24 protein-coding genes and 1 other RNA gene are annotated in these 25641 nt (G+C 71.1%); 9 read left to right on the plus strand and 16 right to left on the minus strand.

Annotation, left to right across the window (positions count from 1 at the left end; all coding sequences use genetic code 11):
• Positions 1-356: 356 nt before the first annotated feature.
• On the minus strand, positions 357-1598 hold the full coding sequence (locus ACYVKF_RS00005) for a homogentisate 1,2-dioxygenase domain-containing protein (RefSeq protein WP_460963894.1): 1242 nt from the start codon (positions 1596-1598) through the stop codon (positions 357-359).
• A 101-nt stretch (positions 1599-1699) separates the two neighbouring features.
• On the opposite strand from ACYVKF_RS00005, the gene ACYVKF_RS00010 reads away from it, so the two are divergent.
• Positions 1700-2569 (plus strand): hypothetical protein, encoded by an 870-nt coding sequence (locus tag ACYVKF_RS00010; RefSeq protein WP_460963896.1) that lies wholly within the window; start codon positions 1700-1702, stop codon positions 2567-2569.
• A 3-nt stretch (positions 2570-2572) separates the two neighbouring features.
• A complete protein-coding gene (gene fahA / locus ACYVKF_RS00015) occupies positions 2573-3805 on the plus strand; it encodes a fumarylacetoacetase (RefSeq protein ID WP_460963898.1) in 1233 nt (410 codons plus the stop codon).
• 6 nt (positions 3806-3811) lie between these two features.
• Here the strand turns inward: fahA and ACYVKF_RS00020 are convergent, their stop codons facing one another.
• Positions 3812-4834: an RDD family protein gene (locus ACYVKF_RS00020; protein WP_460963900.1), complete on the minus strand. Its 1023-nt coding sequence runs from the start codon at positions 4832-4834 to the stop codon at positions 3812-3814.
• A gap of 73 nt (positions 4835-4907) precedes the next feature.
• Here ACYVKF_RS00020 and ACYVKF_RS00025 point away from each other — a divergent pair, with 73 nt between their 5' ends.
• Positions 4908-6380 (plus strand): amino acid permease, encoded by a 1473-nt coding sequence (locus tag ACYVKF_RS00025; RefSeq protein ID WP_056918820.1) that lies wholly within the window; start codon positions 4908-4910, stop codon positions 6378-6380.
• Positions 6381-6479: 99 nt separating this feature from the next.
• Here ACYVKF_RS00025 and hppD read toward each other — a convergent pair whose 3' ends face one another.
• The gene (gene hppD, locus ACYVKF_RS00030; protein WP_056917027.1) at positions 6480-7688 is read right to left on the minus strand and encodes a 4-hydroxyphenylpyruvate dioxygenase; all 1209 of its coding nucleotides are present in this window, start codon (positions 7686-7688) and stop codon (positions 6480-6482) included.
• Between the two features lie 107 nt (positions 7689-7795).
• Between hppD and ACYVKF_RS00035 the strand changes: the two genes are divergently transcribed.
• On the plus strand, positions 7796-8260 hold the full coding sequence (locus ACYVKF_RS00035; protein WP_056917026.1) for an Lrp/AsnC family transcriptional regulator: 465 nt from the start codon (positions 7796-7798) through the stop codon (positions 8258-8260).
• 24 nt (positions 8261-8284) lie between these two features.
• On the opposite strand, the gene ACYVKF_RS00040 is transcribed toward ACYVKF_RS00035, so the two are convergent.
• The 6 genes from ACYVKF_RS00040 to ACYVKF_RS00065 all read right to left on the minus strand — a co-directional run bounded on the left by ACYVKF_RS00040 (position 8285) and on the right by ACYVKF_RS00065 (position 15376).
• The gene (locus ACYVKF_RS00040; protein ID WP_460963904.1) at positions 8285-10045 is read right to left on the minus strand and encodes a DEAD/DEAH box helicase; all 1761 of its coding nucleotides are present in this window, start codon (positions 10043-10045) and stop codon (positions 8285-8287) included.
• Positions 10046-10179: 134 nt separating this feature from the next.
• On the minus strand, positions 10180-11166 hold the full coding sequence (locus tag ACYVKF_RS00045; RefSeq protein ID WP_056917024.1) for a zinc metalloprotease: 987 nt from the start codon (positions 11164-11166) through the stop codon (positions 10180-10182).
• A 156-nt stretch (positions 11167-11322) separates the two neighbouring features.
• Entirely contained in the window at positions 11323-11625 is a 303-nt protein-coding gene (locus ACYVKF_RS00050) for a DUF3039 domain-containing protein (RefSeq protein ID WP_056917023.1), read from the minus strand.
• Positions 11626-11702: 77 nt separating this feature from the next.
• The gene (locus ACYVKF_RS00055; RefSeq protein WP_056917022.1) at positions 11703-12257 is read right to left on the minus strand and encodes a YqgE/AlgH family protein; all 555 of its coding nucleotides are present in this window, start codon (positions 12255-12257) and stop codon (positions 11703-11705) included.
• A gap of 128 nt (positions 12258-12385) precedes the next feature.
• Positions 12386-14776 carry a DEAD/DEAH box helicase gene (locus tag ACYVKF_RS00060; protein ID WP_460963908.1) on the minus strand — a complete coding sequence of 797 codons (2391 nt, stop codon included), beginning with the start codon at positions 14774-14776 and terminating at the stop codon, positions 12386-12388.
• Between the two features lie 213 nt (positions 14777-14989).
• Entirely contained in the window at positions 14990-15376 is a 387-nt protein-coding gene (locus tag ACYVKF_RS00065) for a VanZ family protein (RefSeq protein WP_304438303.1), read from the minus strand.
• Positions 15377-15444: 68 nt separating this feature from the next.
• On the opposite strand from ACYVKF_RS00065, the gene ACYVKF_RS00070 reads away from it, so the two are divergent.
• Positions 15445-16539 (plus strand): LLM class flavin-dependent oxidoreductase, encoded by a 1095-nt coding sequence (locus ACYVKF_RS00070; RefSeq protein ID WP_460963913.1) that lies wholly within the window; start codon positions 15445-15447, stop codon positions 16537-16539.
• Here the strand turns inward: ACYVKF_RS00070 and ACYVKF_RS00075 are convergent.
• The 4 genes from ACYVKF_RS00075 to ACYVKF_RS00090 form a co-directional block, all read right to left on the minus strand.
• Positions 16504-17979, minus strand: a complete 1476-nt coding sequence (locus tag ACYVKF_RS00075; RefSeq protein ID WP_460963915.1) for a malic enzyme-like NAD(P)-binding protein — start codon at positions 17977-17979, stop codon at positions 16504-16506. The genes ACYVKF_RS00070 and ACYVKF_RS00075 overlap by 36 nt on opposite strands.
• 17 nt (positions 17980-17996) lie before the next feature.
• A complete protein-coding gene (locus ACYVKF_RS00080) occupies positions 17997-19370 on the minus strand; it encodes an amino acid permease (protein ID WP_460964682.1) in 1374 nt (457 codons plus the stop codon).
• A 134-nt stretch (positions 19371-19504) separates the two neighbouring features.
• Positions 19505-20032 carry a hypothetical protein gene (locus ACYVKF_RS00085; RefSeq protein ID WP_460963917.1) on the minus strand — a complete coding sequence of 176 codons (528 nt, stop codon included), beginning with the start codon at positions 20030-20032 and terminating at the stop codon, positions 19505-19507.
• Positions 20033-20050: 18 nt separating this feature from the next.
• Entirely contained in the window at positions 20051-20755 is a 705-nt protein-coding gene (locus ACYVKF_RS00090) for a class I SAM-dependent methyltransferase (RefSeq protein ID WP_460963919.1), read from the minus strand.
• Positions 20756-20886: 131 nt separating this feature from the next.
• On the opposite strand from ACYVKF_RS00090, the gene ACYVKF_RS00095 reads away from it, so the two are divergent.
• Genes ACYVKF_RS00095 through ACYVKF_RS00105 form a run of 3 tightly spaced genes read left to right on the plus strand, consistent with a single transcriptional unit; the run spans position 20887 to position 22562 of the window.
• A complete protein-coding gene (locus ACYVKF_RS00095) occupies positions 20887-21510 on the plus strand; it encodes an SIMPL domain-containing protein (RefSeq protein ID WP_460963921.1) in 624 nt (207 codons plus the stop codon).
• The gene (gene trxA, locus ACYVKF_RS00100) at positions 21503-21877 is read left to right on the plus strand and encodes a thioredoxin (protein WP_056917019.1); all 375 of its coding nucleotides are present in this window, start codon (positions 21503-21505) and stop codon (positions 21875-21877) included. The genes ACYVKF_RS00095 and trxA overlap by 8 nt, the downstream gene beginning before the upstream one ends.
• A gap of 46 nt (positions 21878-21923) precedes the next feature.
• The gene (locus ACYVKF_RS00105; protein ID WP_460963923.1) at positions 21924-22562 is read left to right on the plus strand and encodes a hypothetical protein; all 639 of its coding nucleotides are present in this window, start codon (positions 21924-21926) and stop codon (positions 22560-22562) included.
• Here ACYVKF_RS00105 and ACYVKF_RS00110 read toward each other — a convergent pair.
• Together ACYVKF_RS00110 and ssrA are read right to left on the minus strand one after the other, a co-directional pair.
• Complete coding sequence (locus ACYVKF_RS00110; RefSeq protein ID WP_460963925.1) at positions 22502-23365, minus strand: phosphatase PAP2 family protein; 864 nt, start codon at positions 23363-23365, stop codon at positions 22502-22504. The genes ACYVKF_RS00105 and ACYVKF_RS00110 overlap by 61 nt on opposite strands.
• 126 nt (positions 23366-23491) lie before the next feature.
• Positions 23492-23858: a transfer-messenger RNA gene (ssrA, locus tag ACYVKF_RS00115) on the minus strand.
• Between the two features lie 269 nt (positions 23859-24127).
• On the opposite strand from ssrA, the gene ACYVKF_RS00120 reads away from it, so the two are divergent.
• Positions 24128-25150 (plus strand): NADP-dependent oxidoreductase, encoded by a 1023-nt coding sequence (locus ACYVKF_RS00120; RefSeq protein WP_460963928.1) that lies wholly within the window; start codon positions 24128-24130, stop codon positions 25148-25150.
• Positions 25151-25216: 66 nt separating this feature from the next.
• Here ACYVKF_RS00120 and ACYVKF_RS00125 read toward each other — a convergent pair whose 3' ends face one another.
• Positions 25217-25627, minus strand: a complete 411-nt coding sequence (locus ACYVKF_RS00125) for a winged helix-turn-helix transcriptional regulator (RefSeq protein ID WP_460963929.1) — start codon at positions 25625-25627, stop codon at positions 25217-25219.
• Positions 25628-25641 lie beyond the last annotated feature (14 nt).

The following is a 25641-nucleotide window of genomic DNA, read 5'->3' on the forward strand; positions in this document are numbered from 1 at the left end:
AGAGACGAGGTAATTGGCATCGATTTTTGACACGCTGTTGAGTTCTCAAGGATCGGACGCACACCATCCACTCGCCGTTTCCGGCCGGGTGTTTGGGGCAACCGTTCAAGGTTACTCGCCTCGCAACTTGGGCGTCAAATCCGTTCTCCCTGTGCAGGAAGCCTTGGATCGAAGCGCGCTTGGCGTTCGGCGATGACCCAACTGTAGACCATGATCGGCGAGAGTCCAAAATCGAGGTGCGCACGCCCCCGATCGGCGGCTGGATCGCCCTCGATCCGTGCTTGTGGGGAGCGGAAACCGTTGCAGCGCAACGGTTTCCGTCCGAGCGCCCTGGTGCTGGAGGCGTCTCCGCGCCCTCAGGAGGTGCGTGGACGGCTCCAGGACCACACGTATTCGCCGTCGTCGACCGCGCGGCCGCCCTCCCCCAGCTCCAGCGGGCGGAAGGTGTCGACCATGACGGCGAGCTCGTCGAAGTACTCCGTGCCGATGGACGCCTCGCTCGCCCCCGGCTGCGGGCCGTGCGCGTGGCCGCCGGGGTGCACCGAGATCGAGCCCTTGCCGATGCCCGATCCCTTGCGCGCCTCGTAGTCGCCGTCGACGTAGAACATGATCTCGTCGCTGTCGACGTTCGAGTGGTAGTACGGCACCGGGATCGACAGCGGGTGGTAGTCCACCTTGCGCGGCACGAAGTTGCAGATGACGAAGTTCCAGCCCTCGAAGACCTGGTGCACCGGCGGCGGCTGGTGCACCCGCCCCGTGATGGGCTCGTAGTCGCGCACGTTGAACACGTACGGGTAGAGGCAGCCGTCCCAGCCGACGACGTCGAGCGGGTGGAAGGGCAGGGTGTGCACGGTCCCGACGATCCCGCCCGGGCCGTTGCCCCGGTGCTTGATGAAGACCTCGGACTCGTCGTCCGCCCTGGCCCCCACGTCCTCGGCCAGCAGCGGGCCTGCGGGGCCGCGCAGGTCCCGCTCGCAGTACGGCGCGTGCTCGAGCAGCTGCCCGTACTTCGACAGGTAGCGCTTCGGCGGCGCGATGTGGGAGTTGGCCTCGATGGCGTACGCCCGCAGCGGGTCCTTGGTGGACCGTTTCGGGATCCACCGGTGGGTCGTCGCCCTCGGGATGATGACGTAGTCACCCTCGGCGACGTCGAACGCGCCGAACACCGTCTCCACGCGGGCCCGACCGCGCTCGATGTAGACGCACTCGTCGCCCACCCCGTTGCGGTACCAGGGACTCGGGGCGCCGGCCACGGCATACGAGATGCGCACGTCGCCGTTGCCGAGCACGAGGCGACGCCCGGTCACGACGTCGGTGTTCCTGACGTCCTTGGGCGCGAACAGGTCGTGCAGCTTAAGGTGACGCGGCACCAGCGGGTGGTTCGGCGTCGTGGAGAGGTCACCGATGGACCACTCGCGCGCCCCGACCACGGTCGAGGGGATGTTGCGGTGGTAGAGCAGGGAGGAGTCCGAGGAGAACCCCTCCTCCCCCATGAGCTCCTCGTAGTAGAGCTCGCCGGGTCGGCCGCCGCGGGCCGGTCGCCGGTGCTGCGTGTGCCGCTTGGGCGGGATGTTCCCCATGGCCTGGTAGTGCGCCACTGTCCACCTCGTCGTGGTCTCGTCGCCGGTCCCGTCGCGTCGTCGCGCAGGGACCTCGGGCCGGGTCCTCGGCCGCTTGCCACCCTAGTAGCCTCGCCGCCATGACACCGCCGTCGACGACAGCCCTTCCGCGCGTCGCGGACCGGGGACTGTTCGCCCGGCTCGTCGACGACGCCGCGGTCTTCCCCCCGGGGAACGCACCGCTGGACGAGGCCGTGCGCCTGCACCGGTTCCACCGTGCCGCGGCGTACGCGTGGCTGGTCGGTCCGCTCCTGGTCCCCGTGTCGTCGGCGACCGCGCTCGAACAGGTCGCGGCAGCCAGCGCCTCGGCGGTGTCCCCCGTCCTCGAGGTGGCCCTGGTCGCCCGTCCCGGTGTCACCACCCGGGAGGTGGAGCAGGCGGTCGCCCTGCTCTCCGCGGCCGGCGGCGTCACCGCCGTCGGCGTCGAGATGGCGTGGTCCCCCCAGTGGCGCGAAGCAGACCTCGACGGCCTCCCCGTGACCCTCGAGGTGCCGCGGGGGCCGGAGCAGGCCCGGGCCCTCGACGACCTCGGGACTGCTCTCGGCGAGGGCACGGTCCAGGCCAAGTTCCGGACCGGTGCCACCCCGACGTGGGCGTGGCCCGACGAGGACGAGCTCGCGGGGTTCGTGCGGGCCGCGGTCGAGCGGGGCGTGCCCTTCAAGCTCACCGGTGGGTTGCACCACCTCGTGCGCGGGGCCCGGTCCGAGGGCGAGCAGCACGGACTGCTCAACGTGCTCCTCGCCGTGCACGCCGCGGTCACCGGCGGCCCACCCGACGACGTCACGGACGCGCTCCGCGAGCGCGACACCGACACGCTGGTGGAGCGCACGGCCCTCCTCGACGCGGACGGCGCCGCCGCCCTACGCAGGACCTTCACGGCATACGGATGCTGTGAAGTCACCGACCCGATCGGCGAGCTCACGGCGCGTCGCCTCATCGAAGGAGCCTGACCCATGACCCAGGACGCGACCACCCCCGCACCGTGGCTGGACCTGCCCGCCGACCACCCCTTCGGCCTCCAGACGCTGCCCTACGGAGTGTTCTCGACGCAGGGCTCGGCCCCGCGGGTGGGGGTGCGGATCGGTGACCATGTCCTCGACGCCGGTGCGTGCGCCGAGCAGGCCGGTATGGAGTCCGGCGAGGTCTGGCTCGCCCCCTCCCTGAACCCCTTCCTCACCCGGGGCAGGCCCGCGTGGGACGCGGCCCGGGCGTGGCTCGTCGAGGTGCTCACCAGCGACACCCGACGCGACTGCGTCGAGCCCCACCTCGTCCCGCTCGAGGACGTGCGGATGCACCTGCCGATCGAGGTCGCCGACTACGTCGACTTCTACGCCAGCGAGCACCACGCGACCAACGTCGGCCGGATCTTCCGCCCCGACTCCGAGCCGCTCACGCCGAACTGGAAGCACCTGCCCATCGGGTACCACGGCCGGGCGGGGACCGTCGTCGTGTCCGGTACGGACGTGGTCCGGCCGACCGGGCAGCGCAAGGCGCCGTCGGACACCGCCCCCACGTTCGGGCCGAGCATCCGGCTGGACATCGAGGCCGAGCTCGGGTTCGTGGTGGGTGGCTCCACTCCCCTCGGCGCCCGCGTGGCGGTCGACGACGCGGACGACCACCTGTTCGGCGTCGTGCTCCTCAACGACTGGAGCGCCAGGGACATCCAGGCGTGGGAGTACGTCCCCCTGGGCCCGTTCCTCGGGAAGTCGTTCGCGACAAGCATCTCCGGCTGGGTGGTGCCCCTCGCCGCGCTCTCGGCCGCCCGCCTCCCGATCCCGGCCCAGGACCCGTCGCCGCTGCCATACCTCGTCGGGAGCGGCGCGGCGTACGGGCTGGACGTGCACTACGAGGTGGAGCTCAACGGGACGGTCGTCACCCGCCCCGAGTACCGGGACATGTACTGGTCGCCGGCCCAGATGCTGGCCCACCTCACCGTCAACGGGGCCATGGTGCGCCCGGGTGACCTGTTCGGCTCCGGGACGATCTCCGGTACCGCGCGCGACACCCGCGGCAGCTTCCTGGAGCTCTCGTGGAACGGCACCGAGCCGATCGAGCTGGCCGACGGGAGCACCCGGTCGTTCCTCGAGGACGGCGACACCGTGGTCATCCGCGGCTGGGCGCCGGGGCCGGACGGTGCGCGCGTGGGACTGGGCGAGGTGCGCGGGACGATCACCCCTGCCCGCTGAGACGCGTCAGGGGCGGGGCTGCTTGCCCTTGACGACGTTCGTGGCGGCCACCTTGTCGTGCAGGGCCTGCTTCTTGTCGTCCCACGCCGGCCACAGCAGGTCCAGGAGGGCGGCCAGCCCGGCGAAGTTGCCGAGCACCGGGATGTTGGACAGCAGGCTCAGCCCGGACTGGACCGACGAACGGCGGGCGGCGACCCCGAGGCTCGGGACACCGGGGCGCTCCCGGAGCCGGACGCTGAGGCCGAGCGCCGCCTTGCCCGGGGTCGCGCCCGTGCGGGACAGGAACAGGACGCTGTAGGCGAACTGGATCGCCGCCGAGACCAGCGCGAAGGCGATCAGTGAGCCGTAGCCGAGGTTGGACGTGTTGATCGACTCGAACGCAGCGGGGTCGTTGGACTCCACGGCCCGGCGGAAGTCGTCCAGCACGGGCCCGAGGGCGCGGACCAGGAGCCACCCGGCGAGCACGACGACGAGCAGGAACTGGATGAGCGCGTCGATGAGGTACGCGCCGACCCGCTGCCAGAAGGTCGCCAGCGGCTGACCGTCGGGCGTGGCCGGACCGGTGACGAAGCCGCCGTACCCGGGGGTCTCCCACGGCGCGGGGTACCCGGGCTGCTGCGCGGGGTACTGCCCGCCGGCCTGGGACCCGACCGGCTGGCCGGGCTGCGCCTGCGGGGCGTTCCACTGCCCGGACTGGGGGGTCCCGGGGAACTGGGGGTTCGGCGCCTGCCACCCACCGCCCGGCGGCGTGGACGAAGCGCCCTGGCCCTCTGCCTGCGCGGGGGGCTGCGCCGTCCCACCCGCTGCGCCCGAACCAGCCGTGCCCGCACCCGACTGGGTCTGCCCCGGGTACTGCGGCGGGTGGCCCTGCCCGGGGAACTGCTGCTGACCGGGCTGGCCCGGAGCCGAGGAGGCCTGCCGCGTCGAACGCGGGGTGGTGTGCTTGGTCCACACCACCCCGTCGAAGTACCTCAGCTGCTGGTCGTTCTCGGGGTCGTCGAACCAGCCGGCGCGCTCGGGGGTCTGCATGGGCTCAGCCTCTCACGCACCCGGCCCTGCGCCGACGAGCGGCACCACCGGGCCCCACCTAGGGTGAATTCCCATGAGTGACTCGATCCTTCGCACCAAACCCGTCGAGGACGTCCTGGCCCAGGCGGGTGACCCGGGGACCGAGGACGGCAGCAGCGGCAGCAGGCTCAGGCGCCACCTCGGCGCCGGCGACCTGATGGGTTTCGGGATCGGCATCGTCATCGGCACGGGGATCTTCACCCTCACCGGGATCGAGGCCAAGAACCACGCGGGCCCGGGCGTCGTCATCTCGTTCGCGATCGCCGGGGTGGTCAGCCTGCTGGCGGCCCTCTGCTACGCCGAGATGGCTGCCGCGGTGCCGACGGCCGGCAGCGCGTACACGTACGCCTACGCGACGATCGGCGAGGTCTTCGCGTGGATCATCGGCTGGGACCTCATCCTCGAGTTCGCCCTCGGTGCGGCGGTGGTCGCGCGCGGCTGGTCGGGCTACATGAGGCAGCTGTTCGACCTGCCGACGTCCCTGTTCGGGGAGCAGGCGCCGGTCAACTTCGGTGCGGTCGCCATCGTGCTCGTCCTCGGGGTCGTGGCGGTCGTGGGCATCCGCGAGAGCGCCCGCGTGACGAACACCCTCGTCGCGATCAAGGTCGCCATCTGCTTCTTCGTCATCATCGCCGGCGCGTTCTTCGTCAAGGGCGCCAACCTCACCCCGTTCATCCCTCCGGCGGAACCCGTCAAGGCAGGGGTCTCCGGCATCAAGCAGCCGCTCAGCCAGGCCGTCTTCGGCATCGAGCCCACGGCCTTCGGGTTCGCCGGTGTCCTGACCGCTGCCGCGGTCGTGTTCTTCGCCTACACCGGCTTCGAGGCGGTGGCCAACCTCGGCGAGGAGACCAAGCGCCCCAGCCGCGACCTCCCCCTGGGCCTGCTCGGCACCCTCGGCATCTGCACCGTGCTCTACATCGGTGTCTCGCTCGTCATCACCGGGATGGTCCCCTACGGCCAGCTGGACGAGGGCGCCCCGATCGCGAGCGCCTTCAAGGCCGTCGGTGCGGGCTGGGCAGCCACGCTGATCTCCATCGCGGCCGTGGCCGGGCTCACCTCCGTCATCCTCGTCGACATCGTGGCGATGGGGCGGATCGGCTTCTCGATGGGCCGCGACCGGCTGCTGCCGCCTGCGGTGGCCAAGGTCCACCCGAAGTGGGGGACGCCCTACCGCATCACGATGGGCACCATCGTCCTCGTCGCGCTGCTCGCGGCCTTCATCCCGCTCAAGGACCTCGCCGACCTCGTGAGCATCGGGACGCTGTTCGCGTTCGTCGTGGTCTCCATCGCCGTGCCGATCCTGCGCCGCACCCGACCCGACATGAAGCGGCCGTTCCGTGTCCCCTTCAACCCCGTCATCCCCGTGCTGTCGGCACTGGCCTGCCTCTACCTCATGACGAACCTGTCGCTCGAGACCTGGTCGCGGTTCCTCATCTGGATGGTCCTCGGCCTGGTGATCTACCTGGTCTACGGCCGACGCAACGCCCGACTCGCCCAGCGGGACTGACGGAGCCAGCGCCCAGTCGGGCGGGTGGAGACGACGCAGGGCCGGTATGGCGCGTGGTGACCACGCGCCATACCGGCCCTCACGGCCGTGCTGCGAAGCTCAGAGGTTGCCGCGCGCGTCCTGCTCGCGCTCGATGGCCTCGAACAGCGCCTTGAAGTTGCCCTTGCCGAAGCCGAGCGAACCGTGCCGCTCGATGATCTCGAAGAACACCGTGGGGCGGTCGCCGAGGGGCTTGGTGAAGATCTGCAGGAGGTAGCCGTCCTCGTCGCGGTCGACGAGGATCTTGCGCTTCTGCAGCTCCTCGATCGGGGCACGCACCTCGCCGATGCGCGAACGGAGCTCCTCGTCCTCGTAGTAGGAGTCGGGAGTGTCGAGGAACTCGACGCCGTTGGCGCGCAGCTCGTCGACGGTGCGCAGGATGTCGTTCGTCGCCAGGGCGAGGTGCTGGGCACCGGGACCGTCGTAGAACTCGAGGTACTCGTCGATCTGGCTCTTGCGCTTGGCGATCGCCGGCTCGTTGAGCGGGAACTTGACGCGGTGGTTGCCGTTCGCCACGACCTTGGACATGAGCGCCGAGTAGTCGGTGGCGATGTCGTCACCGATGAACTCGGCCATGTTCACGAAGCCCATGACCTTGTTGTAGAAGGTCACCCACTCGTCCATCTTGCCGAGCTCGACGTTGCCGACGATGTGGTCGAGGGCCTGGAAGAGCCGCTTCGGGGCGCCCTCACGCTTCACCCACGTGGACTGCTTGGCGACGTAGCCGGGCAGGTAGGGACCGGTGTAACCCGAGCGGTCGACGAGGGTGTGCACGGTCTCGCCGTAGGTCGCGATCGAGGCGATGCGGACCGTGCCGTGCTCGTCGGTGATGTCCTCGGCCTCGCGCACCACGCGGGCGCCGGCGGACTTGGCCTGCGCGACGCACCTGTCGACGTCGGGCACCTCGAGCGAGATGTCGACGACGCCGTCACCGTGCTTGGCGTGGTGCTTGATGAGCGGGCTGTCGGGGCTGACGGCGCCGTTGATGACGAACCGGATCGAGCCGGACTTGAGCACGAACGACTTGTGGTCGCGCTGGCCGTTCTCGGGGCCGCTGTAGGCGACGAGCTCCATGCCCCACGCGGACTGGTAGTAGTGCGCGGTCTGGCTGGCGTTGCCGACCACGAAGACGATGGAGTCCCACCCGGTCACCGGGAACGGGTCCTTCGTCTCGTCGTACTCCACGAGCCCGACGAGCTGCTTGAGCTGCTCGATGTCGAGGTTCGCCTCGCGCTCCTGGGGGGTCAGGTCAAGGGTGGTGTCCGTCATGGCTGCAGCGTGGCGGCTGCGTGTCCTGTGTGCAACCGTGCACCGCCGCGTTGCACAGTGTGCGCAGAGTGCCTGCCGTTCAGCCCGGCTGGGTGGACAATGTGACCATGATCCTCGACGACCTCGACCGGCGCGTGCTCGCCCTCTTCACCGACCACCCGCAGATGGGCGTGCTCGGGGCGTCCCGCGAGCTCGGCGTCGCCCGGGGCACGGTGCAGGCGCGGCTGGACCGCCTCGTCGCGCGCGGCGTGATCCGGTCCTGGGCCCCGCAGCTCGACCCTGCGTCGATGGGTTACCCCGTCTCTGCCTTCTGCACGCTCGAGATCCGCCAGGGTCGCGGCCACTCCCCCGTCGTGGAGCACCTGGAGGCGATCCCCGAGGTGCTGGAGGCCCACACGATCACCGGCTCCGGAGACGTCTTCATCCACATCGTCGCCCGCGACAACGCGGACCTGCAGCGCGTCATCGACGCCGTCGTGGACGACCAGCACGTCGTGCGCGCCAACACGACGATCTCGCTGGCGACCCGGATCCCGCTGCGCACCCTGCCCCTGGTCCAGTCCGGGGGCTGAGGCCCACCGCCCAGCGGGTCGAGGTCAGCGGCGGCCGACGAACCACGCGCGGATCTTGTCGATCCGGGCGGTGACCTGCTCGGAGGTGGCCTCGTCGAGCGACGGGCCTCCGCAGGCGCGGCGCAGATCGTTGTGCACGACCCCGTGCGGCGCGTTGTTCTTGCGGGCGTAGGCGGCCACGAGCTTGTTGAGCTCCTTGCGCTGAGCTGCCAGCGCGCGGTGGGCCGAGACGGCCACCTGCGCGTCCGCCGCCTTGGGACGGCGTCCGTGCTGGGCGGTCTGGCGCTCGTGCAGCAGCAACGACATCTGGTCCGGCTCGAGCAGGCCAGGGAGACCGAGGTACTCCTGCTCCTCGTCGGACCCGACCACCGCGTTCAACCCGAACTGCTTGGCGTCGAAGAGGACGTGGTCGAACTCCGCGTCGGACTCCAGCGCCTCGAAGGTCATCTGGTCCATGTCCGGGGTCCGCGCGGTCCGGTTGGCCGCATCGATGAGGGCGTCCTCCTCGGCCCACATCGCCGAGGCGCTGTTGTCGTCCTTGGTGACCCGGTCGAGGGCGTGGTCGCGCTCGTCCTCGAGCCGGGCCGCGTGCTCGAGGATGACCGGCACCGACGGCAGGAAGACCGAGGCGGTCTCACCCCGGCGGCGGGCGCGCACGAAGCGGCCGACCGCCTGGGCGAAGAACAGCGGCGTGGACGTGGAGGTCGCGTAGACACCGACGCACAGCCGGGGCACGTCGACCCCCTCGGACACCATGCGCACGGCCACCATCCAGCGCGAGTCGCCCGCGGCATACTCCTCGATCCGCTCCGAGGAGCCCGCGTCGTCGGACAGCACCGAGGTGACCTTCTCGCCCGTGATCGCCTCGAGGATCCTGGCGTAGGCGCGGGCCGCGGTCTGGTTGGACGCGATGACGAGGCCACCGGCGTCCGGGACCCCGCGCCGCACCTCGGTGAGGCGCTTGTCGGCCGCCGCGAGGACGGAGGGGATCCACTCGCCCTTGGGGTCCAGCGCGGTGCGCCACGCCTGGGCCATCGAGTCCTTGGTGAGCATCTCCCCGAGGCGGGCGGCGATCTCGTCGCCGGCCTTGGTGCGCCAGCGCATCGCCCCGCCGTACGCGAGGAAGAGGACGGGCCGGACGACTCCGTCGCGCAGCGCCTCGGCGTACCCGTAGGTGTAGTCCGCGGACGAACGGCGGATGCCGTCGCGGTCCTCGGCGTACGTGACGAACGGGATGGGCGAGGTGTCGGACCGGAAGGGCGTGCCGGTCAGCGCCAGCCGGCGGGCGGCGGGCTCGAACGCCTCACGGATCGCGTCACCCCAGGACAGGTTGTCGCCGCCGTGGTGGATCTCGTCGAGGATCACGAGCGTGGGCGCCGACTCGGTCCGGGTGCGGTGCAGGGACGGGCGGCTGGCGACCTGGGCGTAGGTCAGCGCGACGCCGTCGTACTCGCTGGAGTGCCGGGCCGAGGAGTTGGAGAACTTCGGGTCGATGTGGATCCCGACCCGGGCGGCCGCCTCGGCCCACTGCGTCTTGAGGTGCTCAGTGGGCGCCACGATGGTGACGGCCGAGATGGTGCCGCGGCCCAGCAGCTCGGTGGCCAGGCGCAGCGCGTACGTCGTCTTCCCGGCCCCCGGCGTCGCCACCGCGAGGAAGTCGCGGGGGTCGGCCTCGAGGTAGGACGACAGCGCGGCCTGCTGCCAGGCACGGAGCTTCGACGCCGTGCCCCACGCCGCCCGCTCCGGGAACGCTGGTGAGAGGTGGGAGGCGGCGGCGGTACTCATAGGGCGGCCACGTTAGCCGGTGTCGGGAAACGACATGCCGAGGCCCCGGCATCGCTGCCGGGGCCTCGGGATGTGCTAGACGTCTGCACCCGCGGAGGCCGGGTGTCGGCGTCGGTCAGCTGCCGTGGCTGGAGTCAGCCGCGGTAGGTGAGCCACTGGTTCTGCATACGGGTCGTCTGGCCCGCGGTGAAGGTGTTCATGCAGGAGTCGTCGGTGTAGTCCATGAAGTTCTTGATGGGGTCCAGACCGGTCGCCGTGCAGGTGTCGCGGCCGGTCGGGCACCCGAAGGCCGGGGAGGCCTCCGCCGGGGTGTCACCGACCGAGTCGCCGCTGCCCGAGCAGCCGCCCTGGAAGGTGTGGTAGAGCCCGACCCAGTGGCCGACCTCGTGGGTCGCGGTGTCGCCCTCGTTGTAGGGCGAGAGGCTGCCGCCGGGGATGCTGCGGTAGTCCAGGACCACGCCGTCGAGGGTGGTGTTGTTCGTGGACGGGAACTGGGCGTAGCCGAGGGTGCCGTCGGAGAACGTCGTCGAGTACAGGTTCAGCGCAGCCTTGGTGCCCTTGTGCAGGGCCGTCTTCATGGCCTTCGCGTCGCTGGGCTCGGCGCCGCTCGCGGGGAAGGCGATGCTGAACCAGTCGGCGTTGGTCGTCGTCTCGGTGCCGGCCAGGCGGAACGAGAAGCCGGACGACGCGTAGGCGTTGTTGAGGACGGTGAGCTGGCTGTTGATCTGCGAGGTGGTCAGCTTGCCGCTGGTCCCGTTCGTGATGACGTGCCAGTAGACGTCCACGGTGGTCGCCGCGAAGGCAGCGGTCGCCACCGGCTTGCGGCTGTCGGACTTCGCCAGCTTGCCGTTGCTCGAGGTGGAGAAACCCTTGGCCGCAGCGTCCTTGCGGTACTGCGCCTCGAGCCGGTCGACCTGCGCCTGGCTGAACTCGTGCGGGTCGACCCGGTTGCCTCCCTTGGCCGACCTGGCCGTGTTCACGGCGTCGGTGTGCGTCTCGCAGGAGGCGGCGACCGTGTTCTCGCCGGCCATCGGCTGGGCGACGGCGGCGCCGTGCCCGAGCCCGACGGCGGTCATGCCGAGGACGAGGGAGGTGAGGGCGATGCGTGGGCGAAGCTTCATGAGCGTCCTTTCACGGGGCGCACCGTCCGGGTCGGTCGGTGGCTACCGTGGAACGCTAGGAGCGGGAACGTCTGCGGCGAGGTCGGGGCCGACAGGTCGAGGTAAAGAGTCAGCCAGCGTTTCGGCAGGTCCGGAACCTGTCGGCCGCGAACTGCGTCACTCGCCGCCGTCCTGCGGGGCCCGCAGCCCTTCGTAGATCTCCTTGCACGTCGGGCAGACCGGGAACTTCTTCGGGTCGCGGCCGGGCACCCAGACCTTGCCGCACAGCGCGACGACGGGTTCGCCCGACAGCGCGCTCTCGAGGATCTTCTCCTTGCGCACGTAGTGCGAGAACCGCTCGTGGTCACCGGGCTCCTGGAGCTGCTCCTCGACCTGCTCGCGCTCCAGCACGGCGGTGGAGGTGGAGGGCTGGGCCGACGGGGCCAGCGGGTCGTCCAGGGGGATCTGGGGCTCGCTCATGCGTCCGAGTGTATGACGCCGAGCCACCACCCTCCTCCCCCGCCGGGTTCGCCCCGGCCGCCTCCGGGAGGAGCGGGTCAGTTCATCTCGGGGTCGGCCGGGAAGGTCGCCACGAACGCGAGGTGGTCGCGCTGGCGCCGCAGCACCCGCGTCCACAGCTGCGCCGGGTCGGCGTCGAACGCGTCGCGGCCCTCGGACTCCACGACGTACCAGCTCCCCGAGCTGATCTCCTCCTCGAGCTGCCCGGGTGACCACCCGGCATACCCGGCGAAGATCCGCAGCCCGGCCACCTCGGGGACGACGATCGCGGGAGGGGTGTCGAGGTCGACCAGGCCCAGTCCGCCGAAGAGGCGCTTGACCCCCATCGGCTCCACGTCACCGGGGGCGGTGACGAGCCCGAGCGCGCTGTCGAGGCCCACCGGACCGCCCTCGAACAGCACGGCCGGCGCCGTCGCGTGCGCCTGCCAGTCCGGCAGCACCGCGTCGATCCGCGCCTCCATGGGGCGGTTGAGCACCACGCCCTGGGCGCCCTCGGCGTCGTGGTGCAGGAGCAGGACGACGCTGCGGCAGAACACCCCGTCCTCGATCTGGGGTGTCGCGACGAGCAGGTTGCCCGAGAGGTCAGCGTCCACACCCCCATCATGCCCACCCACGCCAGAGCCCCGGTCACAGGGACCGGGGCTCTGGCTGTTCGGGTGATGCTCGGTGAACGGATGGTGCCCGCTGGGGTCAGCGTGCGTCAGTCACCGAAGGGCGGTGCTCAGCGCGAGTAGCTGCTGCGCTCGCCGCGGGGGCCGCCGGAGCGGTCGCTGCCGTACGAGCGGCTGCCGCCACCCTGGCGGGGGCCGCGGGGGCCACCACCGCGGGGGCCACCGCCACGCGGGCCACCGTGTCCACCGGGACGACGGCCACCACGCTTGTCACCCTCGAGGACGCGACGGACCTGGTCCTCGGGGACCGGGATGCCACTGGGGGTGACGGCGCCGGTCGCCGCGAGGCGCTCGTCACCGGGGACGGCCTTGGTGGGGACGGCGTCGATGCCGGCCTCGCGGGCCATGCGCTCCATCGTGCGGCGCTGGTGCGGGAGGGCCAGGGTCACGACCGTGCCCTTGTCACCGGCGCGGGCGGTACGGCCCGAGCGGTGCAGGTAGTCCTTGTGGTCGGCCGGCGGGTCGACCTGCAGGACGACGGACACGTCGTCGACGTGGATGCCGCGTGCGGCGACGTCGGTGGCGACGAGCACCGGGAGGCTGCCGTCACGGAACGCCCCGAGGACGCGGTTGCGGGCGCCCTGGTTGAGGCCACCGTGCAGGGCGGCCGCGAAGACACCCTGCTCGCGCAGCTGGAGGGCGACGCGGTCGGCACCGAGCTTGGTGCGGACGAAGACCACGGTGCGACCCGAGCGGTTGGCGACCTCGGCGGTGATGGTCTTCTTGTGCATCGGGTCGATGAGCAGCACGTGGTGCTCCATCGTCGTGACCGAGGCCTTGGCGTCGTCGGTGGAGTGCGTCACCGGGTCGGTGAGGTAGCCCTCGACGAGCTTGTCGACACCCTTGTCCAGCGTCGCGGAGAACAGCATGCGCTGCCCGCCCTTCGGCATCTGGTCGAGGATCGCGGTGACCTCGGGCATGAAGCCCATGTCGGCCATGTGGTCGGCCTCGTCCAGGACGCAGATCTCGATGGAGTCGAGGATGACGGCCTCACGCTCGACCAGGTCCTTGAGGCGACCCGGGGTCGCGATGAGCAGGTCGACGCCGCGGTTCAGGGCGTTGATCTGCGTCGTGTAGGACAGGCCACCGGCGACGAGCTTGTGGCGCAGGCCGAGGACGTGCACGAGGGGCTCGAGCGCGTCGGACACCTGCATCGCGAGCTCACGGGTCGGCACCATGACGAGGGCACGGGGGCGACGCGGGGACGCCTTCTGGCCGTTGTCGAGGCGCGACAGGGCGGGCAGACCGAAGGCCAGGGTCTTGCCGGAGCCGGTCTGGCCGCGGCCGAGGACGTCCTTGCCGGCCAGGGCGTCCGGGATGGTGGCGTTCTGGATCGGGAACGGCGTGGTGATGCCGTCGCGGGCCAGGCGCTCGACGAGGCGGCTCGAGAGACCGAGGGCGGCGAAGCCGTTGTCCTCGGCGACGTTCACGGGGCCGTCGACGCTCTTGCGGGTCGCCTTGACCCAGGTGTCGGCCTCCATGCGCTCGGCCTCGGGGTCGACCTGGTCCTCGAAGCGCGGACGGTCGTTGCGGTCGAACGAGCGCTGCGGGCGGTCGTTGCGGTCGAACTCGCGGCGCGGGCCGCGGTTGTCGTCGCGGTTGAACGTGCGGGCCGGACGGTCGTCACGGTTGAACGTGCGGGCCGGACGGTCGTCACGGTTGAACGTGCGGGCCGGGCGGTCGTCGTTCGAACGCGCGGGACGCTCGTCCCGGTTGAACGTACGGGCCGGACGGTCGTCACGGTTGAACGTGCGGGCCGGACGGTCGTCACGGTCGAACGAACGCGCGGGGCGCTCGTCGCGGTTGAAGGTGCGGGCCGGGCGGTCGTCGTTCGAACGCGCGGGACGCTCGTCCCGGTTGAACGTACGGGCCGGACGGTCGTCACGGTTGAACGTGCGAGCGGGGCGGTCGTCACGGCCGGCGTCACGACGCGGGCCACGGTTGTCATCATTGGAAAAGCGGGTCACGGGGCGGTCCTCACGGGAGTAGGTGCTGCGCTGGGGGCGCTCATCGCGGGAGAACTCGCGGCGCGGGCCACGGTTGTCGTCACGGTCGAAGCGACGGACCGGGCGGTCGTCACGGTTGAACTCGCGGCGCTGGGGCCGGTCGTCACGGTTGAACGAGCGCGCGGGGCGCTCGTCACGGGAGTCGCGGCGCTGGGGCCGGTCGTCCCGGTTGAACGAACGCGCGGGGCGGTCGTCACGGTTGAACTCGCGGCGGGGGCCGCGGTCGGTGGTGGGGCGGCGCTCGCCGCGGCTGTCGTCACGGCTGAACTCGCGACGCGCCAGGCGGTCGGCGTCACGGGCCGGACGGGAGGCGGCAGCTCCGCCTGCAGCCGACTGTCCGCGGTGGGCCTTCTTGGGGCCCTTCTTCGCGGCAGCCTTCTGGTCAGGGGTCCAACGGGCCTTTTTGGGCGCGCCGGATCGCTGGTTCTTGGGCACAGATATTCAACTCACTTCAGGTGCTCGAGGTAGACACGTCTCGAGCCACCTGGCGAGGGCGACGGTGAAGACGAGCCTCAGGCGCATCAGCGCCCGCTGGACCGGATCAACAGTTGTCATCCGGTGGGGCTCAGTCGGAGTCGGGAAAACGTGGTGAGGCCACTGTGCCTCCGGTGGCGCTGCCAGGCGCCTGCCGAACTGAGCAGTCCAATACTACCAGCGCCGGCGACGCCTTCCGACCACGGCCAGCGTGACCCCCAGCACCACTCCCCCGAGGTCGGCCACGGCGTCCCACGGATCCCCCGACCGGTTCGGAAGCAGGAAGTGCTGGACGAGCTCGCTGACCGGTGCGTGCAGGGCCAGCAGCCCGACCAGCGCCCAGCGTCGTGGCCAGGCCCTCAGGACCAGCACCGTCGGCACCCCGAAGAGCAGCACGTGCACGACCTTGTCGGTCCAGGTCACCGGCCCCACGATGTCGACCCGCGGCCAGTACAGCGCCGCCAGGTGCACGGCGACCACCACCAGCGCGGCCACGCGCGAGGCCGACCACGGCGACACCGTCCGCCCCGGCCGCTCGCTCACGTCGGTCGGCAGGCTCACCCGGTCAGCGTATGCGGCGTGGTCACCCGCCGCGGAATCGGCCACGGCCGCTCGGTGTTGCCCACCACGTGACTGCGACGAACGAACCGACCACCGCCACGGCGACCGACCCCCTGACCGCAACGGCAGCCCCCGAGCCCGCCACACCGCATACCCGGCCGTTGTCGTTGCTGGACTTCGTCGACGTCCCCGCCGGCCAGAGCGCCCAGGACGCCATCGCCCGCAGCACCCGCGTGGCGCAGGCGGCCGACCGGCTCGGCTACGCGCGGTACTGGATCAGCGAGCACCACAGCTTCGCCGGGCTGGCGAGCAGCTCCCCCGAGATCCTCATCGCCCACCTGGCGGGGCAGACCTCGGGCATCCGGGTCGGCGCGGCCGGGATCATGCTGCCGAACCACTCCCCCCTCAAGGTGGCCGAGTGGTTCAAGACGCTGGAGATGCTGCACCCGGGGCGCATCGACCTCGGCCTCGGGCGGGCGCCGGGCACCGACCAGCTCACGGCGTTCGCGCTGCGTCGTTCGCGGGAGGCCCTGTCGGCCGACGACTTCCCACAGCAGGCCGGTGAGCTGCTGGCCTTCCTGTCCGACACCTGGCCCGACGACCACCCGTTCAAGGCGGTCCTGGCCACCCCGGTCGTGGACACCTCGCCGGAGCTGCTCATGCTCGGGTCGAGCGGGTGGGGCTCGTCGTTCGCGGCGGCCAACGGCATGACGACGGTGTTCGCCCACCACATGGCACCCGAGCTCGCGGTCGACGCGCTGCAGGCGTACCGCCGGAACTTCCGTCCCGGCCTGGTCGGTGACACGCCCCGCGTCATCATCTCCGTGCTCGCGCTGGCCACCGACGACGAGGACGTGGCCGCCGACTTCCGGGCCGGCTGGGCCCTGCAGATGCGCCGGATCCGCAGTGGCGACACCACCCGACCCAGCGCTGCCGACATCCGCGAGTTCCGGCTCTCCGAGGACTTCGCCCGGATCGCGCCGAGCCTCGAGGGGCGGGTCTTCGCCGGTCCTGCCGGCGACGTCGCCAAGGGCCTCACGGCCCTCGCGGACGAGGCGGGCGCCGACGAGATCACCCTCGTGGCACCGACGCCCGACCTCGACGCGAAGCTGCGCAGCCTGGAGCTGCTAGCGCAGGAGTTCGGCCTCGTCGCCCGTGGGTGACCCTGCCTCGGCGACCGCTGCGCGCTCGACCGCCTCGGGGCTCTGCCCCAGCACCGCTGCCTTGACGGCGGCAGCGACCACCTTCGACACGTCCGGGTGGAAGACGCTCGGGATGATGTAGGCCGCGTTGAGCTCGTCGGGGTGCACGACCTCCGACAGCGCCTTGGCGGCGGCCAGCATCACGTCGAGGTCGATCGAGGTCGACGCCGCGTCGAGCAGGCCGCGGAAGACGCCCGGGAAGACCAGGACGTTGTTGATCTGGTTGGCGAAGTCCGAACGACCCGTGGCCACGACCGCAGCGTGCTCGGCGGCTGCTGCGGGGTCCACCTCCGGCTCGGGGTTGGCCATCGCGAACACGATCGCCTTGTCGTTCATCGTGGCGATGTCGTCGCCGGTGAGGATGCCCGGGGCGGAGACGCCGATGAAGACGTCGGCGCCGCCCACGGCCTCCTTGAGGGTCCCCGTCAGCCCCCGCGTGTTGGTGTGCTCGGCCACCCAGCGGAGGTTCTCCTGGCCGTCCGCGGCCAGGTCCTCGCGCGCGCTGTGCACCACGCCGTACTGGTCGGCGACGACGACGTCCTGCGCCCCGGCCTTGAGGAGCAGCTTGAGGATCGCGGTGCCGGCGGCGCCCGCACCGCTGAGGACGACCTTGGACTCGCTGAGCTCCTTGCCGACCACGCGCAACGCGTTGCGCAGGGCGGCGAGCGTGACGATCGCGGTGCCGTGCTGGTCGTCGTGGAAGACGGGGATGTCCAGCTCCTCGCGCAGCCGGGCCTCGATCTCGAAGCACCGCGGCGCCGAGATGTCCTCGAGGTTGATGCCGGCGAAGACCGGGCTGATCGCCTTGACGGCGGTGATGATCTCCTCGGTGTCCTGGGTGTCGAGGCAGATCGGGAACGCGTCGATGTCGGCGAAGCGCTTGAACAGCGCCGCCTTGCCCTCCATGACCGGGAGCGCCCCGAGCGGGCCGATGTTGCCCAGTCCGAGGACGGCCGAGCCGTCGGTGACGACCGCGACGGTGTTGCGCTTGATGGTCAGGCGGCGTGCGTCCGCCGGGTTGTCGGCGATCGCCATGCACACCCGGGCCACGCCGGGGGTGTAGATCAGCGAAAGGTCGTCACGGTTGCGGATCGGGACCTTCGACTCGATCTTGAGCTTGCCGCCGAGGTGCACGAGGAAGGTGCGGTCGGACACCTTGCCGATCTCGACGCCGTGCACGGCGCGCATCTGCTCGACGATCTCGTCGGCGTGCGTGGTGTCCCGCGCTGCTGCGGTGACGTCGACCCGGATGCGGCCGGCACCCGACGCCGTGACGTCGAGCCCGGTGACCAGCCCCCCGCTCTTCTCGATGATCCCGGTGAGCTCGGAGACCGCGGTGGCGCGGGCAGGGAGCGTCAGACGGACGGTGATGGAGTTGGACACGGAGGGCACGGCGGTCATGCCGTGCATTGTCCCGATTACCGGGGGGTAGGCCGAACCGGGACCTGCTCGGTCTCGCCGACCGGTCCCTTTCCGGCGGGTCCGTGACCGCCGGCGCCCCTCCGGGAGACACCGATCGCGAGGATCACGGCGGCGAGCGCCAGGCTGAGCCCGAGCTCGAGGCGGTGGCCCTCCTGGACCAGCATGAGGACGAGCACCGCGACGATGAAGGTGATCGTGGCGTAGGTCAGGCCCGGGTACAGCCACATGCGCACGGCGGGCTGCGTGCCCGCGTCGTCGAGCTGACGGCGCATCCGCAGCTGGGAGAGTGCGATGACGAGGTAGACGAACAGGGCGATGGCCCCGGAGCTGGCCAGCAGGTAGCCGAAGATCTTCTCGGGCAGCAGGTAGTTGCCGATCACGCCGAGGAAGCCGACGACCGAGCTCGCGATGATCGCGTTGGCCGGGACGCCCCGGCTCGTGGTGCGGGACCAGCCCGCCGGCGCGTCGCCGCGGCTGGACAGGGAGAAGGCCATGCGGGAGGCGGTGTAGAGGGCGGAGTTCAGGCAGCTCGCCACCGCCGTGAGGATGACGAACTCGAGCACGGTGGTCAGGCCTCCGAGGCCCATCCGCTCCAGGGCGACCTGATACGAACCGGAGTTGCCGTCGACCAGCGCGGGGTCGTTCCAGGCCACGAGGGCGACGACCACGAAGATCGAGCCGAGGTAGAACAGGCTGATCCGCCAGATCACCGAGTTGACCGCACGCCGGATGCCGGACTCGGGGTTGGGCGACTCCGCGGCGGCGATGGTGACGATCTCGGTGCCCATGAACGTGAACATCGTGACGAGCATGGCCGAGAGCACGGCGCCGAAGCCGTTGGGCATGAACCCGTCGTGCTGGGTGAGGTTGCCGATGCCCGAGGTGTGCGAGCCGGGCAGGATCCCGAAGATCGCGAGCACGCCGACGGTGATGAACGCCACGATCGCGACGACCTTGACGAGGGCGAACCAGAACTCGAACTCGCCGTAGTTGCCGACGCTGAACAGGTTCGTCACGACGAGCAGAGCGGTGATGAGCAGGGCGAACACCCACTGCGGGACCCCGGGGAACCAGTCGCCCAGGATGAAGGCCCCGGCGGTCGCCTCGACCGGGATGACGATGACCCAGAACCACCAGTAGAGCCAGCCGATGGAGAAGCCGGCCCACGGGCCGAGGGCGCGGTCGGCGTACGTCGAGAACGACCCCGTGTCGGGCTGCGCCGTGGCCATCTCGCCGAGCATGCGCATGACGAGGACCACGAGGGTGCCGGCCAGGGCGTAGGCGATGAGCACGGCCGGGCCGGCCGTGGCGATCGCCTTGGCGGAACCGACGAACAGGCCTGCCCCGATGACCCCGGCGATCGAGATCATCGTGACGTGCCGGGGCTTGAGCCCGGCCTGGAGGTGGCTCCCCTCGGGCCCTCCGGAGGTCGGGTCCGGCTCCGGGGTGGAGGCGTCGGTCGCGGTGCTACTGCTCGAATGACTCACCCGAGGACTGTGGCGGCTCAGCCCTCTCGACGCAAACCGGGGCGTCCGCGGACACGTCGACGCAGGCGACGGATGACGAGCTGGTGACCGGTGACTGCGAGCCAGAGGCACACGCCGGCGAGGGGCAGCTCGACGAGCACGGCCATGGCGACGGCAACCCACCGGTCGTCCGCGGCCGGGGCCGTCACGACGTCGAACCACGCGTCCACGACGAGCAGCGTCCCCGTGACGGCCGCGAGCGGTGGCAGCGTGGTGTGCAACCGCAACGCCGACCACGCGGTGGCGGCCAGGGCCACGAACATCGCCACGTCGAACCCGCCCCAGGCCAGGTCGTAGTGGGCGGCGGCCTGCGAGCTCGGCAGGTGCAGGGTGAGGTAGGCCGTCCACGGGACCATGAGCGCCGCGAGGACGACGAAGGCCCAGCCGACGACCTGGACGGCACGACTCGCCGCCGCGGGTGACCCCTCGACGGATCCTGAGACGGACCCTGCGACGGACCCTGCGACCTGACCCACGTCGCCGGGTCCGGCCGCCTGCTCAGCCACGGCGGGCACTCCGCCGGCTCATGGGGTCGCGCCCAGCTGGACGGTCAGGAGGTAGCGCTCGTGCTCGATCTCCTTGCCCCAGTAGGTCGAGTCCGTGAGCTGGACGACGGACGGCTCCCCCACGAGCTCACGGACGACGGCCGCGAGCTCGACCGACGGCACCCCGGACCGCCAGGACGTGGACGCCTGGTCGGCCGCGTCCTCCATCCCCCAGCGGCCCTCGACGAGCACGAGGCGGCCGCCGGGACGCAGCAGCCGCACCCACGAGCGCAGGGCGGCCAGGGGTTCGGGCAGGGTCCAGAGGATGTGGCGCGCCAGCACGACGTCGAACGTCCCCTCGGCCAGCGGCGGAGCACCCGCGTCACCCTGCACCACCTCGACGGCGCTGCCGAACGGAGCGGTCTTCGCCCGCGCCCGGGCCACCATCTCCCCCGAGAGGTCGACCCCGCTGACCTGGTGGCCGAGCTCGGCGGCCAGCGTGGTCATCGAGCCGGTGCCGCACGCGAGGTCCGCGACCCGGGCGGGACGGGCTGGCAGCCAGGTGCGCAGCAGGTCCTTCCAGGCGGCCCGGATGTCGGAGTCGAGCAGGCCGTGGTCGGGGTAGGTGTCGTACTCGGCCGCGAAGTCGTCCCAGTAGCGACGGACCTGGTCGAGGTCGAGGTCGAGGTCCTGCGAGGTCGTGGTGCCGAGAGGGCTGGTCGAGGTGTCGGTGCGCTGAGTCATGCGGTCGTGCCTGTCCTTCCTGACGGTACGACGACCAGCCAACCACGAGTTGCCGACAGCAGCCCTCCTCCGATCCTCCCCGCCCTCCTCCAGCCCTCCGCCAGCCCGCCTGCCCGGCCTAGGCTGGGCGGATGAGCAGCCAGATCGAGGTCAGCGGGACCGGACGTGCCTCAGCCGTCCCGGACGTCGTGCGCCTGCGGGTGGGCGTGCGCGTGGACGCCGACGACGTGTCCACGGCGTTGTCCGACGCCGGGAGCCGGGCCAGCGGGCTGGGCCAGGCCGCCCGTGACCACGGTGTCGCCGCCGCGGACCTGCGCACCACCGACACCGGCGTGCACCCGCGGCACGACCCGCAGGGAGTCACGGTCGTGGGCTACACGGCATACCAGAACCTCTCGGTGACCGTGCGGGACGCCGACCTGGTCGGCACCCTCGTCGAGGCGTTCGTCGGCGCGGCCGGCAACGCGCTGAGCATCGACCACATCGGTCTCGACGTGGCCGACCCCGAACCCCTCCACGCCCGGGCGCGCGAGGCCGCCTTCCTCGACGCGCGGACCAAGGCCGAGCAGTATGCCGCCCTGGCCGGACGCGAGCTGGGGAAGGTCCGCGAGCTCTGTGACGTTGTGCAGGGTGGACCCCAGCCGCGGATGGCCATGATGGCCGGCCGTGTGGCGGACACCTCCGTCGAGCTGGGTGAGCACACCGTGACCGCGACCGTCGTGGTCCGTTGGGACTGGAAGCAGACACATGGCTAGCACGACCCTGACCGCGCAGAACTTCGAGAAGACGATCCTCGAGGAGGGCACCGTCCTCGTCGACTTCTGGGCCGAGTGGTGCGGCCCGTGCAAGCGCTTCGGGCCGGTCTACGAAGCGGCCTCCGAGCAGCACCCCGACATCGTGTTCGGCAAGGTCGACACCGAGGCCGAGCAGGCCCTGGCCGCCGCCGCCAACATCACGTCGATCCCGATGCTCATGGCGTTCCGGGACGGCATCCTCGTCTTCGCCCAGGCCGGCGCACTGCCCGCGCCGATGCTCGAGGACGTCATCACCAAGGTGCAGGGACTGGACATGGAGGCCGTCAAGGCCGACGTCGAGGCCCAGAAGGCGCAGCAGCAGGCCTGACCCGTCGTGGTCCGGCCCACCCCCGTCGGTGCGCCACACTTGAGCCATGACGTCGTGGTCCGTTCAGGCTCTCGGGTGGGCCGGTTCGGCACTGCTCGTCTTCTCCCTCCTCCAGGCGAGGGTGCTGCGCTTCCGGCTGCTCAACCTCGTCGCCAGCTGCACGCTCACCGTGTTCAACGCGATGCTCATGGTCTGGCCGATGGTGGCCATGAACCTCGTCATCGCCGGCATCAACGTGTGGTTCATCGTCCGCCTGGTGCGCGAGCGCGGCGACGAGAAGGTGTACGAGGTGGTCGCCGTCGGTCCTGACGAGTCGTACCTGCAGCACTTCCTCAAGGTGCAGGCCGTCGACATCGCCCGCTACTTCCCGCGGTTCGACGCCTCCCCCGGCACGGGTGGGCTCGGCGACGGCCGCAGCGCCTACCTCGTCGAGCGGGGCAACGAGACCGTCGGCGTGGTCGTGGTGCGCGACTCCGGCGACGGCATCGCCCGGGTCGAGCTGGACTACGTGACCCCGCGGTTCCGCGACTTCTCGCCGGGCGAGTTCGTCTACCGCAGCAGCGGGATGTTCCGGGGCAAGGGGATCCGCCAGATCGTCACGCCCTCCGGGATGGTCAACCCCTACTACGAGCGACTCGGGTTCCGCCCCGAGGGCGACCACTGGGTGGCCGACGTCCCCGCGTGACCCGGTGTCGCCCGGCGCACGGTGAGGTAGAGCCGGTGCGCGGTCACGACCACAGCCACCCAGGCCAGGCCCAGCGCCCAGCCGGCCACCACGTCGGTCAGCCAGTGGTGGCCGAGGAAGACCCGGCTCAGCCCCATCGAGCCGACGAACAGCACCCCGGCCACGACGGTCGCCGTCCGGGCCCGCGCCGACTCGAGCCGGCGCAGCATCAGGTAGACCACGATCCCGGTCAGCACCGTCGCGTTGAGCGTGTGCCCGCTGGGGAACGACGGGGAGGTCTCGAACGGCGGCACCGCCAGCGACTGCGGAGGCCGGGCCCGCCCGATGAGCTGCTTCCCGGTGATGGTCATGGCCAACGACCCCAGGGCCGCGATCACCATGAGCACCAAGGGAGTTCGTGACCGCCAGCGCCACACCATGACCGCTGTGGCGAGAGCAGCCAGCACCGGCATCCCGACCGGTCCACCGACGTCGGTGTAGAGGGTCACGGCGTGGTCCAGCCCGGGGGTGCGCCACCCGATGGCGGCGTCGAGGACCGGGTGGTCGAGGCCGGCGAGGCCGTCCGCCTCGACGACGGACTCGTAGACCTCGGCGGTGAGGGCGGTGAGGGCGACGACGGCCAGCCCGCCCACGAGCGCCGTGACGATCAGGACGACGTTGGCCGCGCTCCACGTCCCGACCCGGACGGCGCCGTGACCGAGGGCCAGACCGGCGCGGGCGACCGCGCGGCCGACGGGGGTGGGCCACGCGGCGAGGTCGCGGGACCCGATCCGCTCCTCGTGGGCAGTGTCGTCGCGCAGCATCGCGCCATCCTCGCAGGTCAGGCGGGTGGCCGCCGGGGACGGCGAGGAGGCCTCCCCGGGAACGGCGAAGGGCCCGGCGCCTGAGCCGGGCCCTTCTGACAGCTGGTGCGTGTGTGTGGGCACGAGTGGTGGAGGTGGCGGGAATTGAACCCGCGTCCATTGACGGGAAACCAGGGCTTCTCCGGGTGCAGTGCGCTGTGGATTTTCTCGGCCCCAGCGCTCGCGCGCACACGTCCGCTGACAGGCCCAGTCGAGTAAGAGTCCCGCGCAGTCCCCCGACATGACTGCGCAGCAAGTTCTCTAGTTGACGCCAGACACTGAGTCGAGAACTAGCTCAGGCTGACGGACTTCGTGGCTCGCTCAGGCGGCGAGGGCGAAGTCGGTGCGCTTGGAATTGGCACCTATTGGTTTGCCGGGAGCGTTTACGAGATAACCAGGCATCCTCGACCCGCTTCCCCTGATATGCCGACCAATGTCGAAACCGATCACCCCCATGCTCCGGTGCCGCGGCTCACAAGGCTGCTGCTCGACGCACGGGGTGCTCACACACACGCTGTTCAGTTGTCGTGGTCAATCCTAGCGTCCAACGCCACCACCCCCTGCATCCATTTCCTCCCGGCCACCGGCGACCTTCCCGTGTGCCGCCGGGGCAGGCGTGTGGGACATCCCACCCGCGCGCCATACGGGGAACACCGTCGGCGGGGAGCAGGTTGCGTCCAACGGCCCGGAGTTCTCGGGCCACCCCCTCGTGAAAGGCACCCCATGGCGACCAGCACCCAGTGGAACCTCGTCCGCCGCCCCCACGGCGAGCCCGTCGACGCGGACTTCGCCCTCGTCGAGGCCGAGCTCGGCGAACCCGCCGAGGGCCAGCTGCTCGTGCGGAACACCTTCCTGTCCGTCGACCCGTACATGCGGGGCCGGATGAACGACGTCAGGTCGTACGTGCCGCCGTTCGAGCTCGACCAGCCCATGACCGGCGACGCCGTCGGCGTCGTGGAGGCGGTCGGCGGGGACGTCACCGACGCCACCGGCGCCACCGTCGAGGTCGGAGACGCCGTCCTGCACCCGTACGGCTGGCGCACCCACGCCCTCGTCGACGGCCGTCACGCCCGGGTCGTCGACACCGGGCTCGCCTCGCCCTCGGCCTACCTCGGAGTCATGGGCATGACCGGACGCACCGCCTACGCGGGCCTGGTCCGCACCGCTGAGCTCCGTGAGGGCGACCGGGTGTTCGTGTCCGCCGCAGCAGGGGCCGTCGGCTCCCTCGTCGGCCAGATCGCCCGCCTCAAGGGCGCCTCCCTCGTCATCGGCTCGGCCGGCGGCCCGGACAAGGTCCGCTGGGCCGTCGACGAGGCCGGCTTCGACCGCGTCGTCGACTACAAGGCCCAGCCCATCGCCGCCGGTCTCAAGGAGGCGGCGCCCGAGGGGATCGACGTCTACTTCGACAACGTCGGTGGCGACCACCTCGAGGCTGCCATCTCGGCGCTGCGCCTCGGTGGACGCGTGGCGATGTGCGGTGCCATCAGCGCCTACAACGCGACCGAGCCGGTGCCCGGCCCGAGCAACCTGTTCCAGGCGATCGGCAAGCGGCTCACCCTGCGCGGCTTCCTCGTCAGCGACCACGAGGACCTGCGGCCGGAGTTCGAGAGGGAGATGGCCGGGTGGCTGGCCGAGGGCCGCATCGCGTGGCGGGAGACTGCGGTCGAGGGCATCGAGAGTGCCGTCGACGGGTTCCGCAGCCTCCTCGCGGGCGGCAACACCGGGAAGATGGTCGTGCGGCTCTGAGCGTCCCTTCCCGTGCTGACGCCCCCGACCGGTGACCGGTCGGGGGCGTCCTCGTGCAGGACCGGATCAGGCCGGGGCGGCGGACGCCTCGGTCCGCTCGCGGGCGGCCAGGATCTGCGCCACGTGGACCTCGGCCCAGTCGGTGAGCATCGCCAACGGCTCCTCGAGCGACCTGCCGAGGTCGGTGAGCTCGTAGTCCACCCTCGGCGGGACCTGGGCGTGGACGGTACGGGTGACCAGCCCGTCCCGCTCGAGGGCGCGCAACGTCTGGGTGAGCACCTTGGGAGCCACACCCCCCACCGCCGTGCGGAGCTCGGTGAAGCGCAGCACCCCCGTGGACAGCGCCCCGACGACCAGGGCCGTCCACTTGTCGCCGATGCGGTCCAGGACGACGCGCGTGGGGCAGTTCGGGTCGAACGCGTCGCCGCGGTCCGGACGGGCGAGGGTCGTCCCACCGGGGAATGCTTTGGTCACCATGAGGTACTTATAGC

The organism is Pedococcus soli (assembly GCF_054782575.1).

Coding starts and splice junctions, on each gene's coding strand:
- ACYVKF_RS00110 (WP_460963925.1), bottom strand. CDS start 23,365: ATGCTGCGCGACGACACTGCCCACGAGGAGCGGATCGGGTCCCGCGAC.
- hppD (WP_056917027.1), bottom strand. CDS start 7,688: ATGACGGACACCACCCTTGACCTGACCCCCCAGGAGCGCGAGGCGAAC.
- ACYVKF_RS00010 (WP_460963896.1), top strand. CDS start 1,700: ATGACACCGCCGTCGACGACAGCCCTTCCGCGCGTCGCGGACCGGGGA.
- ACYVKF_RS00075 (WP_460963915.1), bottom strand. CDS start 17,979: ATGACCGCCGTGCCCTCCGTGTCCAACTCCATCACCGTCCGTCTGACG.
- ACYVKF_RS00020 (WP_460963900.1), bottom strand. CDS start 4,834: ATGCAGACCCCCGAGCGCGCCGGCTGGTTCGACGACCCCGAGAACGAC.
- ACYVKF_RS00045 (WP_056917024.1), bottom strand. CDS start 11,166: ATGAAGCTTCGCCCACGCATCGCCCTCACCTCCCTCGTCCTCGGCATG.
- ACYVKF_RS00080 (WP_460964682.1), bottom strand. CDS start 19,370: ATGATCTCGATCGCCGGGGTCATCGGGGCAGGCCTGTTCGTCGGTTCC.
- fahA (WP_460963898.1), top strand. CDS start 2,573: ATGACCCAGGACGCGACCACCCCCGCACCGTGGCTGGACCTGCCCGCC.
- ACYVKF_RS00040 (WP_460963904.1), bottom strand. CDS start 10,045: ATGAGTACCGCCGCCGCCTCCCACCTCTCACCAGCGTTCCCGGAGCGG.
- ACYVKF_RS00120 (WP_460963928.1), top strand. CDS start 24,128: ATGGCGACCAGCACCCAGTGGAACCTCGTCCGCCGCCCCCACGGCGAG.
- trxA (WP_056917019.1), top strand. CDS start 21,503: ATGGCTAGCACGACCCTGACCGCGCAGAACTTCGAGAAGACGATCCTC.
- ACYVKF_RS00095 (WP_460963921.1), top strand. CDS start 20,887: ATGAGCAGCCAGATCGAGGTCAGCGGGACCGGACGTGCCTCAGCCGTC.
- ACYVKF_RS00125 (WP_460963929.1), bottom strand. CDS start 25,627: ATGGTGACCAAAGCATTCCCCGGTGGGACGACCCTCGCCCGTCCGGAC.
- ACYVKF_RS00105 (WP_460963923.1), top strand. CDS start 21,924: ATGACGTCGTGGTCCGTTCAGGCTCTCGGGTGGGCCGGTTCGGCACTG.
- ACYVKF_RS00090 (WP_460963919.1), bottom strand. CDS start 20,755: ATGACTCAGCGCACCGACACCTCGACCAGCCCTCTCGGCACCACGACC.
- ACYVKF_RS00050 (WP_056917023.1), bottom strand. CDS start 11,625: ATGAGCGAGCCCCAGATCCCCCTGGACGACCCGCTGGCCCCGTCGGCC.
- ACYVKF_RS00035 (WP_056917026.1), top strand. CDS start 7,796: ATGATCCTCGACGACCTCGACCGGCGCGTGCTCGCCCTCTTCACCGAC.
- ACYVKF_RS00025 (WP_056918820.1), top strand. CDS start 4,908: ATGAGTGACTCGATCCTTCGCACCAAACCCGTCGAGGACGTCCTGGCC.